16 protein-coding genes are annotated in these 17,842 nt (G+C 36.3%); 11 read left to right on the forward strand and 5 right to left on the reverse strand.

Features of this window, described 5'->3' with window-relative positions:
* Positions 1-4: 4 nt before the first annotated feature.
* The 4 genes from B11cv2_RS03505 to ssb all read right to left on the reverse strand — a co-directional run bounded on the left by B11cv2_RS03505 (position 5) and on the right by ssb (position 4,643).
* A complete protein-coding gene (locus tag B11cv2_RS03505) occupies positions 5-610 on the reverse strand; it encodes a peptidylprolyl isomerase (protein WP_199570347.1) in 606 nt (201 codons plus the stop codon).
* Positions 607-1,113 (reverse strand): pantetheine-phosphate adenylyltransferase, encoded by a 507-nt coding sequence (coaD, locus tag B11cv2_RS03510; RefSeq protein WP_100693338.1) that lies wholly within the window; start codon positions 1,111-1,113, stop codon positions 607-609. Before coaD ends, B11cv2_RS03505 begins: the two co-directional genes overlap by 4 nt.
* Positions 1,114-1,146: 33 nt before the next feature.
* Entirely contained in the window at positions 1,147-3,915 is a 2,769-nt protein-coding gene (gyrA, locus tag B11cv2_RS03515; protein ID WP_100693339.1) for a DNA gyrase subunit A, read from the reverse strand.
* A gap of 239 nt (positions 3,916-4,154) precedes the next feature.
* On the reverse strand, positions 4,155-4,643 hold the full coding sequence (gene ssb, locus B11cv2_RS03520; protein WP_035006333.1) for a single-stranded DNA-binding protein: 489 nt from the start codon (positions 4,641-4,643) through the stop codon (positions 4,155-4,157).
* A 224-nt stretch (positions 4,644-4,867) separates the two neighbouring features.
* On the opposite strand from ssb, the gene uvrA reads away from it, so the two are divergent.
* The 3 genes from uvrA to glnA all read left to right on the forward strand — a co-directional run bounded on the left by uvrA (position 4,868) and on the right by glnA (position 9,865).
* Positions 4,868-7,780: an excinuclease ABC subunit UvrA gene (gene uvrA, locus B11cv2_RS03525; protein WP_100693340.1), complete on the forward strand. Its 2,913-nt coding sequence runs from the start codon at positions 4,868-4,870 to the stop codon at positions 7,778-7,780.
* A gap of 281 nt (positions 7,781-8,061) precedes the next feature.
* Positions 8,062-8,400, forward strand: coding sequence for a P-II family nitrogen regulator (locus B11cv2_RS03530; protein ID WP_100693341.1), 339 nt, complete (start codon positions 8,062-8,064; stop codon positions 8,398-8,400).
* 55 nt (positions 8,401-8,455) lie between these two features.
* Positions 8,456-9,865, forward strand: a complete 1,410-nt coding sequence (glnA, locus tag B11cv2_RS03535) for a type I glutamate--ammonia ligase (RefSeq protein WP_100693342.1) — start codon at positions 8,456-8,458, stop codon at positions 9,863-9,865.
* Between the two features lie 241 nt (positions 9,866-10,106).
* Here the strand turns inward: glnA and B11cv2_RS03540 are convergent, their stop codons facing one another.
* On the reverse strand, positions 10,107-10,847 hold the full coding sequence (locus B11cv2_RS03540; RefSeq protein ID WP_100693343.1) for a hypothetical protein: 741 nt from the start codon (positions 10,845-10,847) through the stop codon (positions 10,107-10,109).
* Positions 10,848-11,220: 373 nt separating this feature from the next.
* Between B11cv2_RS03540 and B11cv2_RS03545 the strand changes: the two genes are divergently transcribed.
* The 8 genes from B11cv2_RS03545 to virB9 all read left to right on the forward strand — a co-directional run bounded on the left by B11cv2_RS03545 (position 11,221) and on the right by virB9 (position 17,842).
* On the forward strand, positions 11,221-11,538 hold the full coding sequence (locus B11cv2_RS03545; RefSeq protein ID WP_100693344.1) for a TrbC/VirB2 family protein: 318 nt from the start codon (positions 11,221-11,223) through the stop codon (positions 11,536-11,538).
* Positions 11,539-11,847, forward strand: a complete 309-nt coding sequence (locus tag B11cv2_RS03550) for a type IV secretion system protein VirB3 (protein WP_100693345.1) — start codon at positions 11,539-11,541, stop codon at positions 11,845-11,847.
* A gap of 9 nt (positions 11,848-11,856) precedes the next feature.
* Positions 11,857-14,211, forward strand: coding sequence for a VirB4 family type IV secretion/conjugal transfer ATPase (locus B11cv2_RS03555; protein ID WP_100693950.1), 2,355 nt, complete (start codon positions 11,857-11,859; stop codon positions 14,209-14,211).
* Positions 14,208-14,657 (forward strand): type IV secretion system protein VirB5, encoded by a 450-nt coding sequence (locus B11cv2_RS03560; protein ID WP_199570330.1) that lies wholly within the window; start codon positions 14,208-14,210, stop codon positions 14,655-14,657. The genes B11cv2_RS03555 and B11cv2_RS03560 overlap by 4 nt, the downstream gene beginning before the upstream one ends.
* Positions 14,658-14,839: 182 nt before the next feature.
* On the forward strand, positions 14,840-15,835 hold the full coding sequence (locus tag B11cv2_RS03565) for a type IV secretion system protein (RefSeq protein WP_100693347.1): 996 nt from the start codon (positions 14,840-14,842) through the stop codon (positions 15,833-15,835).
* 177 nt (positions 15,836-16,012) lie between these two features.
* Positions 16,013-16,330: a conjugal transfer protein TraJ gene (locus B11cv2_RS03575; RefSeq protein WP_371410313.1), complete on the forward strand. Its 318-nt coding sequence runs from the start codon at positions 16,013-16,015 to the stop codon at positions 16,328-16,330.
* Positions 16,320-16,988, forward strand: coding sequence for a virB8 family protein (locus tag B11cv2_RS03580; protein WP_100693349.1), 669 nt, complete (start codon positions 16,320-16,322; stop codon positions 16,986-16,988). The genes B11cv2_RS03575 and B11cv2_RS03580 overlap by 11 nt, the downstream gene beginning before the upstream one ends.
* Positions 16,985-17,842 carry a P-type conjugative transfer protein VirB9 gene (gene virB9 / locus B11cv2_RS03585; RefSeq protein WP_100693350.1) on the forward strand — a complete coding sequence of 286 codons (858 nt, stop codon included), beginning with the start codon at positions 16,985-16,987 and terminating at the stop codon, positions 17,840-17,842. Before B11cv2_RS03580 ends, virB9 begins: the two co-directional genes overlap by 4 nt.

Here is a 17,842-nt window from a genome sequence, read left to right on the forward strand (position 1 = left end):
AGTGTCATTCCTTTATTTCTACTTCCACTTTTTTCTCAATTTGTAAATAAGCAGCATTAATAACATCAGGATCTGTTACAGACCCATTATTATCTGCAGTTCCTTTTTTAATTTTATCAACAACTTCCATTCCTTTTACAACTTCTCCAACAACAGTATATTGACCGTTTAAAAAAGTAGCATCATTAAAACAAATAAAAAATTGAGAATTTGCTGAATTTAAATCTTGTGAACGAGCCATACCAACGGTACCACGTTTAAAAGGTTGTTTTGAAAACTCTGCTGGTAAATTGGAATAACTTGAACCACCTTTACCAACATTTTTGAAATCAAAATCAATACTATCTTTTTTTCCAAATTTCACATCGCCAGTTTGTGCCATAAAACCAGGAATAACGCGATGAAATACGACATTATTATAAGCACCTTCTTCTGTTAGTTTCTTAATTCGAGCAACATGTTTTGGTGCAAGATCTGGACGCAACTGAATAATTACATCACCATTTTTAAGAGATAAAACAAGAATATTATGCTCATCTGCAGCAGCACTAAATGAAAATAAGTAAAAAAAACATGTTAAAAAAGTAAAAATTCTAAAAAACACAATCATTCTTCCCTTTGAGATTTAAATTTTGAATACAAAGCTTGTACAACATTTGGAGGAACAAAAGGCCTAATATCTCCTCCCATAGTGGCAATTTGACGCACCAATGTAGAGCTTATCATACGGCTAGAAATACTTGCTGGTAAAAAAATCGTTCGCAACTCAGGAGCCATTATTTCATTTATTCCCGCCATTTGCATTTCATAATCAAAATCAGTACCATCACGCAATCCACGAATAAGAAATGAAGCACCAATTTCACGCGCTTTATCAATAAGGAGATTGTCAAATGAAATAACTTGTAACCGATCAGAACCTATATTCAATATATCTTTTCTCACTTGTGCAATTAAATCAACACGCTCTTCAAAACTAAAAAATGGCTTTTTTATAGCTTGTATACCAATAGCCATCACCACTTTATTAGCTAAAACTAAACTACTTCGCAAAATATCAAGGTGACCATTTGTAATAGGATCAAAAGATCCTGCATAAAGGGCAACTGTCATCTATTTTTTCCGATGATTTTAGAGTTATTTATCTTAATTAACATCAACCATACCAGAATGTTTTTCACTGTCATCATCTAATTGATTTGCATCATCCTCAGGATCAGAAATGCGCTCAACTGATACAACTTTTTCACCCTTTGCTGTATTGAAAATTGTTACTCCTTTTGTAGAACGACCAGCTATACGAATCCCCTCAATGGGAACTCGAATAAGTTGTCCTCCGTCTGAAACCAGCATTATTTGATCTTGCGCTTCTACTGGAAAGGCTGCTACTAGCTTACCAATTTCAACAGTTTTATTTGGATCAGTTGCGCGAATTCCTTTTCCACCACGCCCTGAAATACGAAATTCGTAAGAAGAAGATCGCTTTCCATATCCAAACTCACTAACTGTTAAAAGCATTTGTTCACGAGCAGCAAGCTCTGCATAACGCTCATCTGTTAGTTCTGTTTCATCTCCATCTTCATTTTCATCAACAATCACAACATCTTCTGTATCTGCACCAGCAGAACGTCGCTCATTAATTGCACGTTTAATATAAGCAGAACGCTCCACTGACGTTGCCTCAACATGCTCTAAAATAGTCATAGAAATAACCTTATCACCATCAACCATATTGATACCACGTACCCCTACCGAATTACGTCCCACAAAAATACGAACATCAATGACTGGAAAACGAATACATTGTCCATTGGCTGTTGTCAGAACAACATCATCACGCTCTGTACAAGTTTCTACAGATAAAATTTCATCTTCGTCATCAAGTTTCATGGCAATTTTACCATTACGATTTACCTGAATAAAATCCGATAATTTATTGCGGCGTACTGTTCCACGAGTTGTTGCAAACATAACATCTAATTCACTCCAACCTGCTTCATCTTCTGGCAATGGCATAATTGTTGTTATACGCTCTCCTTCCTGTAAAGGAAGCATATTGACCAACGCGCGCCCACGCGACTGCGGTGTACCAATAGGCAAACGCCAAACCTTTTCTTTATAAACGATCCCTCGTGATGAAAAGAAAAGAACGGGTGTATGTGTATTACTCACAAATAAGCGCGTTACAAAATCCTCATCCTTTGTGGACATACCAGAACGCCCTTTACCTCCACGACGCTGAGCACGATATGTATTGAGAGGTACACGTTTAATATAACCACTATGGCTAACCGTTACCACCATATCCTCTGGCACAATTAGATCTTCATTGTTCATCTCAGCATTACCAAAACCAAAGACAGTGCGCCGGGGAGTAACAAATTCCTCGCGAAGAGTGCTTAGTTCATCCTTAACAATGCCCATAATCCGTAAACGTGATGACAAAATATGAAGATACTCTGTAATATCTACCCCAATTTTATTTAACTCATCAGCAATTTCATCACGTCCAAGTGCAGTAAGCCTCTGTAAACGTAACTCCAGAATAGCTCTAGCTTGTTCTTCAGATAAATTATATGTGTTATCCTCATGGATAATATGACGAGGATCATCAATAAGCTTAATTAAAGGCGCTACATCAGCTGCCAACCAACGCCGCTCCATTAACTGTACACGCGCCGTCTGAGGATCAGGTGCTGTGCGAATTAATGCTATAATTTCATCAATATTTGCAACCGCAATAGCAAGACCAACTAAAACATGCGCACGCTCACGTGCCTTACGCAAAAGATATTTTGTGCGCCGACTGACCACCTCTTCGCGAAAAGAAACAAAAGCACGAAGCATATCAAGCAACGTCATTTGCTCAGGCTTTCCGCCATTCAGCGCGACCATATTACAGCCAAAAGAAGTTTGTAATGGCGTATAGCGGTATAATTGATTCAAAACAATATCCGCAACAGCTTCTCTCTTAAGTTCAATAACAACCCTATATCCATCACGATCAGACTCATCACGCAGATCAGAGATTCCTTCGATGCGCTTATCGCGTACTAATTCAGCTATCTTCTCAATCATCGTTGCTTTATTAATCTGATAAGGAATTTCGCTTACAATAATTGCCTGTCGGTTATTGCGAATTTCTTCAATATCAACCTTAGCACGCATAATAATTGAACCACGTCCCGTTTCATAAGCTGAACGAACACCTGAACGACCGAGAATAATGCCACCTGTAGGAAAATCCGGACCAGGAATAATTTCAATTATTTCATCAAGTGTTATATTAGGACTGTCAATTAAAGCGATACATCCATCAATGACTTCACCAAGATTATGTGGAGGAATATTGGTTGCCATTCCTACAGCAATCCCACCTGATCCATTAACTAAAAGATTAGGAAAACGTGCCGGTAAAACTATAGGTTCACGCTCACGTCCATCGTAATTATCTTGAAAATCAACCGTCTCTTTATCGATATCAGCTAAAAGTTCTTCTGCAACTTTTTCTAAACGACACTCTGTATAACGCATTGCAGCAGGAGGATCACCATCCACAGAACCGAAATTTCCTTGTCCATCAATTAATGGATTTCGTAAAGAAAAATCCTGTGCCATACGCACCAATGCATCATAAATTGAAGCATCGCCATGGGGATGAAACTTCCCCATAACTTCCCCAACGACACCTGCTGACTTACGATAAGATTTATTAAAAGAAAGCCCCATTTCATTCATCGCATGAAGAATACGCCGATGAACAGGCTTAAGACCATCGCGCACATCAGGTAATGCACGCGATACAATAACGCTCATCGCATAATCGAGATAAGAGCGTTGCATTTCTTCAATAATACTAACTGGTTCAATACCGGTCAGGACATCATGTTCTGATTGTGTAGTAAGATCGGTCACAACTTCAATACTTTCAAAAAAGAATCATTTTGATCTTTTATATCGAAAAAAATTGCAAAATGCTAATTCAGCTCTTTACAAAAAGTAAAAATTTAATGATAATTTTCAATATGTTATTTTCTTTTATTAAAAATCGTATATGAAATAAATAACGCACACGCTCCTCAATAAAAAGTAAAATAAACATATATGATAAAATACACAAATATTTCCGAAATAGAATATCACTACTAAAGGTATCAAAAAGGAATATCATCATCCAATTGGTGTGAAAAATTTCCTTCTAATTGAGTATTTTTCTGATCAAAATCATCTCTTTGATCAAAACCACTGCTTGACTGATTCACATTAGATATTTGCTCTCCACTTCCTACTCCACGGCTATCAAGCATTTGTAGTTCACCACGGTATTTTTGTAAAACAATCTCCGTTGTATAACGATCATTTCCATTTTGATCTTGCCATTTACGTGTCTGCAACTGACCTTCAATATAAATTTTACTTCCCTTTTTTAAATATTGCTCAACAACTTTAATCAGATTTTCATTAAAAATAACGATATTGTGCCATTCTGTCCGCTCTTTACGTTCATTTGTATTGCGATCACGCCAACTCTCTGAAGTCGCAATACGTAAATTTGCTACCTGATCACCAGAGTTCAATCGACGAATTTCAGGGTCTGCACCAAGATTACCAATCAAAATAACTTTATTAAGGCTGCCAGCCATTGTATAAACTCCACAATTTCAAACCATTTATATTATAACAAAAGCTAACATCAACGTATAGTTTATTTTACATAAAACACAAAAAACTACTACCTTCACTTTATTCATTTACCAAAGTTTGCATTCTTTTCTAAATGCAGCAATTGAGCACATTGTAATTTTCAAAAAATAATCTTATTTCATATTCATGACTTAAGTTTTGCTAATATGTGCCAAGGATTAATATGTCTCATCAAAAATATATCTCTATTCGCGGCGCACGTGAACATAACCTAAAAAATATTAATCTTGACCTCCCCCGTGATAAACTCATTGTTATAACGGGTCTCTCCGGTTCAGGGAAATCATCTTTAGCCTTTGATACAATTTACGCTGAAGGCCAACGTCGTTATGTTGAAAGTCTTTCCACTTATGCGCGCCAGTTTTTGGAAATGATGCACAAACCAGATGTCGATCAAATAGATGGACTTTCCCCCGCTATCTCCATTGAACAAAAAACAACCACCCGCAATCCTCGTTCAACAGTTGGTACTGTCACTGAAATCTACGATTATATGCGCCTGCTCTTTGCTCGTATTGGTATCCCTTATTCCCCTGTTACGGGCCTCCCTATTGAAAGCCAAACAGTGAGTCAAATAGTTGATCAAATTATGACACTTTCAGAAGGTACTCGAATTTTTATTATGGCGCCTTTAGTTAGAGGAAGAAAAGGCGAATATAAAAAAGAACTAACAGAACTTTTACAAAAAGGATTTCAACGTGCAAAAGTTGATGGAAAATTTTATGAAATAACTAATATACCTCCTCTTAATAAAAAATATAAACATGATATAGATGTAGTAGTAGACCGCATTATCGTACATAATGATATTACTGCTCGACTAGCTGATAGTATAGAAACCTGCTTACAATTAGCAGATGGGCTTGTAATTGCTGAAATGGCAGATCAACCTTTAACAGAAAATGAAATTGTAAAAGGATCTTTCAATAAATCAACAAATGAAACCCACAAACGACTCATTTTTTCAGAAAAGTTTGCTTGTCCTATATCTGGTTTCTCAATTCCTGAAATTGAACCACGCTTGTTTTCATTCAACAGTCCTTTTGGAGCTTGCCCTGCTTGTGATGGACTTGGTACAAAAAAAGTAATCGATCCGATAAAAATTATACCAAATGAAAATCTTACTTTAAAAGCTGGAGCTATTGCTCCTTGGTCTCAATCATCCTCACCTTATCATCATAAAACTTTAGAAGCATTAGGAAGGGTTTATGGGTTTAAGCTCACAGATAAATGGTCCACGCTCTCAAATGAAGCACAACACGCTATTTTATATGGAACAAAAAAAGAGATATCTTTTTTCTATGAAGATGATGCACAGTCTTACACTACAAAAAAAACCTTTGAAGGTGTTATTCCAAACATGGAGCAAAAATGGAAAAAAACAGATTCTACACATTTTCATGAAGACATTGAACCTTATATATCTTCTTCACTCTGCCCAACCTGTAATGGTTACCGTTTAAAACCAGAAGCACTTGCTATCAAAATCCATGGAATGCATATTGGACAAATATCAGAACTTTCCATTTTAAAAGCAAGTCATTGGTTTTCTAACGTTCATCAATATCTCAATGAAAAACAGCGCAATATATCAGCACGAATTTTAAAAGAAATCTGTGAGCGCTTAACATTTTTGAACCGTGTGGGACTCGAATATCTTACCTTATCCAGAGCTTCAAGTACACTTTCAGGTGGAGAAAGTCAGCGTATTAGACTAGCCTCGCAAATTGGCTCTGGTCTCACAGGAGTTTTATACGTATTAGATGAACCATCCATTGGTTTACATCAACGTGATAATGAACGTCTTTTAAAGACGCTATGTCATCTACGCAATCTTGGCAATACAATTATTGTTGTTGAGCATGACGAAGATGCTATTCTCACCGCAGATCATATTGTCGATATTGGTCCTGCTGCAGGCGTCCATGGTGGAGAAATCATAGCTCAAGGCCCCCCACAAAAAATTATAAACAATCCATCTTCACTTACAGGTCAATATCTTTCAGGAAAAATGGTAATTAATTCTCCTACTCAACGACGCAAAATATCAAAATCAAAAACACTTAAAGTAATTGGAGCCAGAGGTAATAATTTGAAAAACATCAATGTAAATATTCCTCTCGGAACTTTTACTTGCATAACTGGTGTTTCTGGTGGGGGAAAATCAACATTTCTTATTGAAACCCTCTTCAAAGCGGCATCACGTCATATCATGGGAAGCCATCAAATCCCAGCAAGCTACGACAAAATTGAAGGATTAGAGTTTCTTGATAAGGTAATTGATATCAACCAATCACCTATTGGACGTACCCCACGCTCCAACCCAGCAACTTATACTGGCATTTTCACTCAAATTCGCGATTGGTTCGCAGAACTCCCCGAATCAAAAGCTCGCGGTTATCAAGCCGGACGTTTCTCATTTAATATTAAAGGAGGACGCTGTGAAGCATGTCAAGGAGATGGTGTTATCAAAATCGAAATGCATTTCTTACCTGATGTCTATGTTACTTGCGATGTATGCCAAGGAAAACGCTACAATAGAGAAACACTTGAAGTGAAATTCAAAGGTAAATCCATTGCTGATATACTTGATATGACAGTTGAAAAAGCAGAAGATTTTTTTCAAGCTATTCCTACTATTCACAACAAACTGGGCATTCTCGTTAAAGCTGGTCTTGGTTATATTAAAATCGGGCAACAAGCCACAACACTCTCTGGTGGAGAAGCTCAGCGTGTAAAACTCGCTAAAGAACTTTCACGTAAAACAACTGGGCGCACACTTTACATTTTAGATGAACCAACAACCGGTTTACATTTTCACGATATTTCCAAGCTTCTTGAAGTACTCCATGAACTAGTCGAGCAAGGTAATACAGTTACAGTCATTGAACATAATCTTGAAGTCATAAAAACAGCTGATTGGATTATTGATCTAGGACCAGAAGGTGGAGATAATGGAGGCGAAATTGTTGCTGCCGGTCGCCCTGAAGACATTATTAATGTCCCTTGTTCTTATACTGGTAAATTTCTAAAAGAACTTTTGCTACGTCGACCTTTATATAATTTAAAACCTTAAAATAGATCACACAATTATCAAATATTTAATAAAACACTAATAAAAAATAACGCCTTAATTTACACCATTATTACCTTTTATAAATTTTATAATTTTTTATTCTATAAAACAATAGCGCTACATTCTATAATGCAATATAGTTATTTCTAATAAGAATAAAAGGCCTTATTTTTGATTTTTTCGTGAAAAAGTACTTTTTGATACATCTCATTATCGTAATCGTAAATATAGTATAATGGTATATAAATTGATAAAATAAAAGCATTGGAGATAATCTCAGTATGAAAAAAATTGAAGCCATCATAAAACCTTTTAAGCTTGATGCAGTAAAAGAAGCGCTTCAAGAAATTGGCCTACAAGGTATCACAATAACGGAGGCAAAAGGTTTTGGTTGCCAAAAAGAACAGACAGAGCTTTACCGAGGTGCGAAATATGTTATTGATTTTTTACCTAAAGTCAAAGTTGAAGTTGTTGTTCCTGATGAAATCCTAGAGAAAGCAATTGAAGCAATCCGTAAAGCAGCTCAAACAAAACACATAGGAGATGGAAAAATATTTGTTTTACCTATCGATGATGTCATTCGTATTCGCACTGGTGAAACTGGCATTGATGCTCTTTAAATATCTATAAATTTTTATCTTTTCTATTCACCTCAATCCAATAAGGAAATTGAATATGACAACCGTTTCAGACATTCTTAAACAAATTGTAGATAACGATATACGCTTTGTTGATTTACGTTTTACTGATCCAAAAGGCAAATTGCATCATGTTACAATGGATATTGCTGAAATTTGCGAAGATACATTCACCGATGGTGTTATGTTTGATGGCTCGTCAATTGCTGGTTGGAAAGCAATCAATGAATCCGATATGGTCTTGATGCCAGATGCAGCAACAGCTCACATTGATCCTTTTTTTGCTCAATCGACTTTGATCATATTATGTGATGTACTTGATCCTGTTTCAGGAGAATTCTATCATAGAGATCCACGTTCTATTGCTAAAAGAGCTGAAGCTTATATGAAATCTTTAGGGATCGGTGATACAATTTATATAGGACCAGAAGCTGAATTTTTTATTTTTGATGACGTACGCTATAAAATTGATCCTTACAATACAGGTTTTAAACTCGACTCAAGTGAAAATCCGTCAAATGATGACACTGAATATGAAATGGGCAATCTTGGTCATCGCCCACGTATGGGAGGCGGTTATTTTCCAGTCCCTCCTATTGATTCTTGCCAAGATATGCGTTCTGAAATGCTTACTGCGTTAAAGGATATGGGTGTACATGTCGAAAAACATCATCATGAAGTAGCTGCAGCTCAGCATGAATTAGGTATTCGATTTGATACACTGGTTCGTGAAGCTGATAAAATGCAAATTTTTAAATATGCCGTGCATCAAATTGCCAATAGTTATGGAAAAACAGCAACCTTTATGCCTAAACCAATTCTAGGTGATAATGGTTCAGGTATGCATGTCCACATATCAATTTGGAAAGATAAACAACCAATATTTGCAGGTAATGAATATGCTGGGCTATCAGAGACTTGTTTATTTTTTATTGGTGGTATTATCAAGCATGCAAAAGCACTCAATGCTTTCACAAACCCATCAACTAATTCTTACAAACGCTTAGTTCCTGGGTATGAAGCCCCTGTCCTTCTTGCCTATTCTGCACGCAATCGTTCTGCAGCATGTCGTATTCCATTTGGTGCTTCACCGCATTCAAAACGTGTAGAAATTCGTTTTCCAGATCCATCGTCGAATCCATATTTAGCCTTTTCAGCGCTTATTATGGCTGGTCTAGATGGTATAAAGAATAAGATACATCCTGGTCCAGCTATGGATAAAGATCTTTATGATCTCCCACCGAAAGAGTTCAAAGATATTCCTACAGTTTCCAGAAGTCTAAGCGAAGCACTTGAATTTCTTGATAAAGATCGGGATTTTCTTAAATCTGGTGATGTTTTTGATGATGACCAAATTAATTCCTTTATTGAATTAAAACTGAAAGAAGTTCTGCGTTATGAAACAACCCCTCATCCTGTTGAATTTGATATGTATTATTCTGTTTAATGCAAGAATGAAAATTTTTGTTTGATTGTGATAGGAATGCTAGAGCATTCTTCTCATTAGAGGATTATCCTTCTATCAAATAGATTTTTATAAGGCATGTTTATGAGGAAACAAATAATGTAGATCATTTAAAACTAGCGATGAGAAAATTCTTATCATTACGCATTTAGACTATTTTTTCGAAAATTGTTATGATTGTTTTATTTTTGTATTTTGAAGTTTAATGGGACGTTTCTGCATTTTATTTTGATTCAGACATGAATTGATGCTGATTATCGAAAGGGTTATAGGTTCCATACTTTTTGCGCCACTGTATAGGCTCAGTAAAGTTGCTAGACCAAAGGCCAATTTTATTGTTATATGCGCTTTGTTCGGCACTTAAATACGTTGTTGGAATTGGGTATTTATTATCTTTTGATAGGATCAGCATACCTTCTGCAAGTCCTATTTCTGCCAGATCGACTCCTTGCACAAAGCACTGAGCATAGTGAGTTTCTTTTTCTATAATAGTTTGTTTACAAGATAAGGTATGTCCTAGAGTTTTGGTGACTAGCCATGCTGTTGTGACAGCTCCACATGGCCATTCTTGGTTATCTAATTTTGCTTTTTGACGGGGTGCACATGTATCTACACCATATAAGTGAATATTTCGGACGATAGGTTTATGTTGAGGCTTTTCAGCAGGAATTATTAATTGAAATGTGACACCGCTAGTCACAGATGCGATACCATTAAATATACCTTCATGATTATTTGAATCGCTATTGATCCAATTGAGATCTGGCGCATTTTCTTCTAATTTTTTTTGCACACTTGTTTCGTAGTGCTTATTTTGTTCGAGATCGATCTCGCTTATATCTTGATTTTCTTGCATTTTTAATGGCTCGAGAATATCTAGATTTGTTTTGTAATGGTTTTGGCTTATTATCCATATCCCTATAGAGCAGATAATGTAGACAATAATTATCGATTTAAATCGCATTTATTCAATCCTTATTGTTTCTATATCCTATAATTTTTATGCATCTCTGTTTTTCTCCTAGATCCTAAAGAAAGCGTATCAATAGCATTTGTTGCAAATTAAACACATTTTGCAAAGAAAAACATTATTTTACGCACTTGATATTGTCATTTTGATAAAATAACAATATCTACGCTAGGTTTTTTGGTTATAGATTTGATTAATTTCTGTCTCTCAGTTGGGAAATTCTAGGAAAGGTTTTTGTAATAGTTTGATGAAGCGCTTGCGATTAAAGAAGCTTAAAGTTGTAAGCCTGTAGTTTTAAAGTTTTTAAATTTGTAAAAATAATAGGATGTTAGTTTGTAATCAATATTCTTTCTGAAGAGGAGATTAAATGACAAACATTATATCTAAGCATATTTACTGTATCGCTTTTGCGCTACTTTTAGCGATGTTTGCGGTATTAACCCCAGCTTATGCTGATTCTGCTGCTAGCGGTATGGGGAATCTTGATACGGTTTTGCGAAATATTGTTTCGATGATGACAGGTACAACAGCGAAGCTTATTGCAACAATTTGTGTTGCAGCTGTGGGTATTGGTTGGATGTATGGTGTTATTGATTTACGCAAAGCAGCGTATTGTGTTCTTGGTATCGGTATTGTTTTTGGTGCTTCGGCTTTTGTTACATTATTAATGGGGAGTTCAACATAAATGAACGAAGATACTCTTTTTCTTGCTTGTACACGACCAGCGATGTTTGCAGGTGTTACCATAGAAGCAATGGCCTTGAATGTCATAGCAATATCTACTCTTTTTATCATTACAAGCAGTTTTTCAATGATCGGTCTTGGTGTTGGTTTACATTTTATCTTACGCGAAATCACAAAGCGCGATCATAATCAATTTCGTATTCTGTTCGTGTGGCTCAATACTCGAGGCAAACAAAAGAACCTAACAAGATGGGGTGGAGGATCTACATCTCCTCTTCGTCTTATTCGTACTTATAAGGAGCTAAAATAAGTGAGACAACTGTCAGTTATGAAACGGGAATCTCTACCTGAGGAATTTATTCCTTACGTCCGTCATGTCAATCACCATGTGATTGCATTAGACTCCCGTTGCTTAATGACAGTGATTTCTATTGAAGGAATAAATTTTGATACTGCAGATATCAGCCAATTAAATTCTTTACATACTCAATTAAACACGCTTTTGAAAAATATAGCCGATGAACGTGTCGCTTTATATTCTCACATCATTCGCCGACGCGAAAAAAATTACCCAGAGAGCCAATTTTCTTCATCTTTTGCAACAGCTTTAGATCGGCAATACAAACAAAAAATGATTTTGCAAGATCTTTATCGAAATGATCTGTTCCTTTCGGTTATCTGGAATCCTGCAGCAGATAAAACTGAACAGTTAGCTTCTTTTTTTCATCGCTTAACACAAGCAAAGAAGATGCAATCGGAACCAGATTCTGAAGCTATTCGGAAAATTGGCGAATTAAGTCAAGATCTTATACAAGGTCTGGAGTGTTATGGAGCACGGCTTTTGTCTACTTACGAATACAATGGCATTGTATTTTCTGAGCAAAGTGAATTTCTTCACCAATTGGTGGGAGGAAGACGTGAGCGCATACCCCTTACATTTGGTACTATTGCCTCAACGATTTATTCAGATCGTGTTATTTTCGGCAAAGAAATTATTGAAATTCGTCATGAAAGCAATGAGCGCTTTGTTGGTATGTTTGGATGGAAAGAATATCCTTCTAAAACACGTCCTGGCATGACAAATGGCTTGTTAACAGCGCCCTTCGAATTCATCTTAACGCAATCCTTTGTTTTTAAAAGTAAAGCCGTTGCCAGTGCTATTATGAGCCGTAAACAAAATCAAATGATTAATGTGGCTGATCGTGCCAGCTCACAAATTGACGGCCTCGATGAAGCCCTTGATGATTTAGAATCGAATCGTTTTGTTTTGGGAGAACATCATCTTTCTTTAGCTGTTTTTTCTGATCGTCCACAAGAATTGACAGAATATCTGTCGAAAGCGCGTTCGTATCTCACTAATGGTGGGGCTGTTATAGCCAGAGAAGATTTAGGATTAGAAGCAGCATGGTGGGCACAACTTCCTGGAAACTTTAGCTATCGAGCACGTTCTGGAGCTATTAGTAGCAGGAATTTCGCAGCATTATCCCCCTTCCATTCCTTTCCTATTGGTAAACTCAAGGGTAATATTTGGGGCTCTGCTGTCGCCTTATTACAAACACAAGCTGGCTCTCCTTATTATTTTAATTTTCATTTTGGTGATGTTGGTAATACCTTTGTTTGTGGTCCATCGGGATCTGGAAAAACAGTCATTGTTAATTTTCTTCTTGCACAATTACAAAAACATAACCCAACAATAGTCTTTTTTGATAAAGACCAAGGAGCAGAGATCTTTGTCCGTGCTGGAGGTGGTAAATATAAGCCTTTGAAAAATGGTCAACCTACCGGTATTGCCCCATTAAAAGGAATGGAATACACTGAAAAAAACAAACTCTTTCTTCAACACTGGGTCTTAAAACTAGTTACTACAGATGGCCAAACAGTAACAGAACAAGAGCGACAAGATATCGCTAGAGCGATCAATTCCTTAGAAAGTCTTCCTTTATCACAACGGTCTCTTAGTGCACTGCAACTGTTTTTTGATAATACTTCCACAGAAGGCATCGCCATACGCTTACAACGTTGGACCAAAGGTAATCCTTTAGGGTGGGTCTTTGATAATGATCACGATGATCTCAACTTAGATGCTCAATTCATAGGTTATGATATGACCGATTTCTTAGATAATGAAGAAATTCGTCGCCCTTTGATGATGTATCTGTTTAACCGCATTCTCGACCTTATTGATGGTCGGCGTATCATTATTGTTATCGATGAATTCTGGAAAGCTCTTGAAGATGATTCATTTAAAGCTTTTACTCAAGATCGTCTCAAAACAATTCGTAAACAAAATGGCATGATGCTCTTTGCAACACAAAGCCCCAAAGATGCTTTGAATTCAACAATCGCTCACACAATCATTGAGCAATGTCCTACCCAACTGTTTTTTCCAAATCAAAAAGCCAATTACAATGATTATGTTGAAAGCTTTAAACTCACTGAACGTGAATTTGAGCTAATCCAATCAGAATTAAGCAGGGAATCTCGTCGTTTTCTCATTAAACAAGGGCAAAGTTCCATTGTTGCAGAACTTAACTTACGTGGAATGGATAACGAAATTGCGGTCTTAAGCGGAACAAGCAGAAATGTTGAACTCGTAAACCAAATTATAGATGAATACGGAGCAAATCCCAATATATGGCTACCTATATTTTACAAAAGGAAACAAACCCAATGAAAAAATATCTGATTATGTTTTTATCATTAAGCTTTATCTCTCATGCAATATCACAATCGGGATCCACAGAAGTTGATTCATATTATCAAAGTGTCATACAACCAGAAACATCACTATCAGAAGATAGTCGGCGCACATCAGAAATAGCTGCATCTATTTATACTTCAGCAGTTGAAAATCAGAAAAAGATTCAAGAAATCAATAACAAACTTTTATCAACAACTCTTAAACCAGAAGAAAAAGAATCTCTTCAAACAGAGTTGGCTATTCTTCAAGCTAATCTTCAAGTAGATAATCTAAAACTTCAGGCTTCTTCTATTATGAAATCGGAAAATGCTCAATCAAAAGAACAAGAACGTGAAAAAGAAGAAAAGAAAAGTCAGGAAACTCTTCAAAAAACACTACAAGAGAAATTGGATCAAGCTAAAGCTAAGGTCAAGCATTAAATTGACTCCAGTTAGTCAAAAAGAAGAAAAGGAAGCTCTTCAAATGTAGTTGACTAATCTTCAAATGAATCCTCTCATTCAGGCTCTTTCTATTATTAAATGGAAATCATCAATCACAGAAAGAGTATAGAGAAAATGCAGAAAAAAATCATAAATTTATATTTATCAAACATTAAAAACAAATGTCAGATTCAGAATTTAAATTTAATCCATTCGAAACTGTTTCTTCGTATATTTTAACACCACTTAATCATGTGGTAGATACGACAGTCATTAGCTTATCTTCTGCTGTTGCAGCACCATTAAATCTTGCAGCCATTATTTTTATCTTTTTATATGGCTACAATGTCATGACTGGTCATGTTGCCCTTTCAATGCATAGTCTTCTTAATAATGTTATTAAAATCGTTGTTGTGACAACAATGGCAACTAATGCAGACGTATTTAATATTTATATAAAAGATATATTTTTTGGTAATTTAGCCAATGCTATTGGAAATGCGTTTAATAGCAGTCCAGTCGACTCTGATGTTTTTGATTATCTCTTGTTAATTACAAATACGCGTTATCAAGAGTTTCTAAATAATGCTTCATTTTTTAATAAAATTACGGTTGCACTGATTGGTGGTTTAATGTTTTTGGCAGTCATCTTTTTTTGTACAGTCGGTTTTATTATCCAAATGTTTGCAAAAATTACATTAATCATGGTGATAGGTCTTGGACCTCTTTTTATTAGTTTATATTTGTTCAATGTAACCCGCAGATATGCCGATGCATGGATTACAACATTAGTTAATTTTACAGTTTTGCAAGTTCTCGTAATGATGCTTGGGACAATGATGTGCAAAATTATGCTTTATGTTTTCGATGATTCATATAATTCAATCTATCTCTTGCTCCCCCCTGTTCTTGTCGTCTCAATAGTGGGCGTAGTTCTCTTCCAATCACTTCCCACCATTGCTTCTGCACTTTCTAGTGGAGGACCATATCATCATGCTGGGATGTCAGCAGGATCACAAATACTTTCAATGGCTTCTAGTGCCTTGAATTTTGCTGGAAGAGGTTTTAGTGCCGGTGGAAGTGCAGCAAGAGGTGCAGTTTCAGGAGGTTCTAGAGCTGCACAACAAGCTGCACAAGCTGCGCAAATGATGCAGGGAGGTGGACGTGGTTCGTTTTAATCTCAAATGTCTCTTCAATGCAGCTATAATCAATGCCTTCATATACGAGGTATTAACTGTATGCACAATCCATGCAAAGCTCTCTCAGCTTTTTCAAAAGATTCGTATTCATGCTTTCGTAAAATCATACACTGCAAAACACCAATATTTTATTTTTCAAAATATTTGCGAGTCCAAATGATGAAACTAAAAATCACTATCATTTTGATCCTTTTAATAACACTTACCAGTTGTGCTTCTTTAAAAAGTGGAGCCCGAAAACTTCCACACTGTAATGGACAGAATACTCGTATGCTCAATCAAGGTAAGTGGAACTGGAATCCTCATAACATCATCCACAATACGGCGATCAAGCCCATTACAACTCCTATTATTCTGAACACACAAGAAAATGAGGCACCAAAAGCTCATATTGGACTCCCTACATCTTCTGCAGACACAATAAACCATCAAACGCCTTCTTATAAAAATGCGGAGATCACGTATGAAAAGTGATGAATTTAAAGAATATATAAGAGAAGCGCGGTCATTTGATATTGACCGTATGCGTAGTGCGCGATTACAAATGAAAATTGCTGTAGCCTTGACCGTGCTTTTTGGATTGATGACAATCGCTTTAGCCTTAGCTGTAGTGGCATTGACACCCTTAAAAACCGTAGAGCCTTTTGTTATCCGTGTGGATAATTCTACAGGTATTGTCGATGTTGTCAGTGTTCTAAAAGAAGAACCCCAAAACTACGATGAAATAATAACGCGCTACTTCGCCAGCAAATATATTCGTGCACGCGAAGGTTTCCAACTATCAGAGACAGAAAATAATTTTCATATCGTTTCTCTTTTATCTTCCCTAGAAGAACAAAATCGCTTTGCCAAATGGTATTCTGGAAATAATCCAGACAGTCCGCAAAATATCTATAAAAATATGTCCGTGACAATCACAATAAAATCGATCTCTTTTTTAAGTAAAGATCTCATTCAAGTGCGTTACTATAAAACAATTAGAGACTCCAATGGAAAAGAAGATATTTTCCATTGGGTTTCAGTCTTAAATTTTTCTTACGTTAATGCACGCATTTCAGTAGAAGATCGCTTAATTAACCCGCTTGGCTTTCAAGTATCAGCATATAGATCTGATCCAGAGGTGGTCCAATGACTAGAGTCATAAAAATATTTTTTTTAACTCTCCTCGTTGCAATAAACTGTCATGCGTCTTTCTTATGGGCAGAAATTTCTCCCGTAAGTGCACACAAAGACAACCGAATTAGATTTATTAATTATGATCCACACAATGTCACAAAAATCATTGGATCTATTCGCTCTTCAGTACAGATTGAATTCGCTAATGATGAAAATATTGCCTATATTGGAATTGGCAATTCAGTTGCTTGGCAAGTAGCACCAGCTGGTCACTTTGTCTTTCTCAAACCGCGTGAAGTTCAGCCGATTACCAATCTACAAATCGTCACAACTCGTCAAGATGGAACAAAACGATCTTATCAATTTGAACTTCAAGTGCGTGAAGGTGATGTTTCCGTCGGTAATGACACATATTTCCTTGTCAAGTTTCGTTATCCAGAAGATGAAGCGTTGCGTAAACAATTAGCTGAACAAGCTAAAGCACAAAAAAATGAAGAAGAATTTGTCGATAATATCCTCAATATGCATGAACATTTTGGACCACGCAATTGGGCTTATATCGCTCAAGGTTCACCCCTCCTTGAACCAAGTTCAGTCTATGATAACGGTAAAACTACAACATTTACCTTTTTAGACAATAATGAAATCCCCGCAATTTATCTTGTCACACTTGATGGACAAGAAACTATCGTTCCAAAATCAATTAAAGGAAACCAGGTCATTGTTCACGCCATAGCCATGCAATTCACTTTGCGGCGTGGTAACGAAGTCCTGTGTATCTTTAATAAAGGGTTCATACCAAGAGGAATTAACCCAGAAACCGGTACAACATCACCTTCTGTCCAACGTGAAATAAACGTAGAGAAATAG

Origin of the sequence: Bartonella sp. 1-1C (assembly GCF_002810325.1) — a bacterium.
GTDB classification, from domain to species: domain Bacteria; phylum Pseudomonadota; class Alphaproteobacteria; order Rhizobiales; family Rhizobiaceae; genus Bartonella; species Bartonella rochalimae.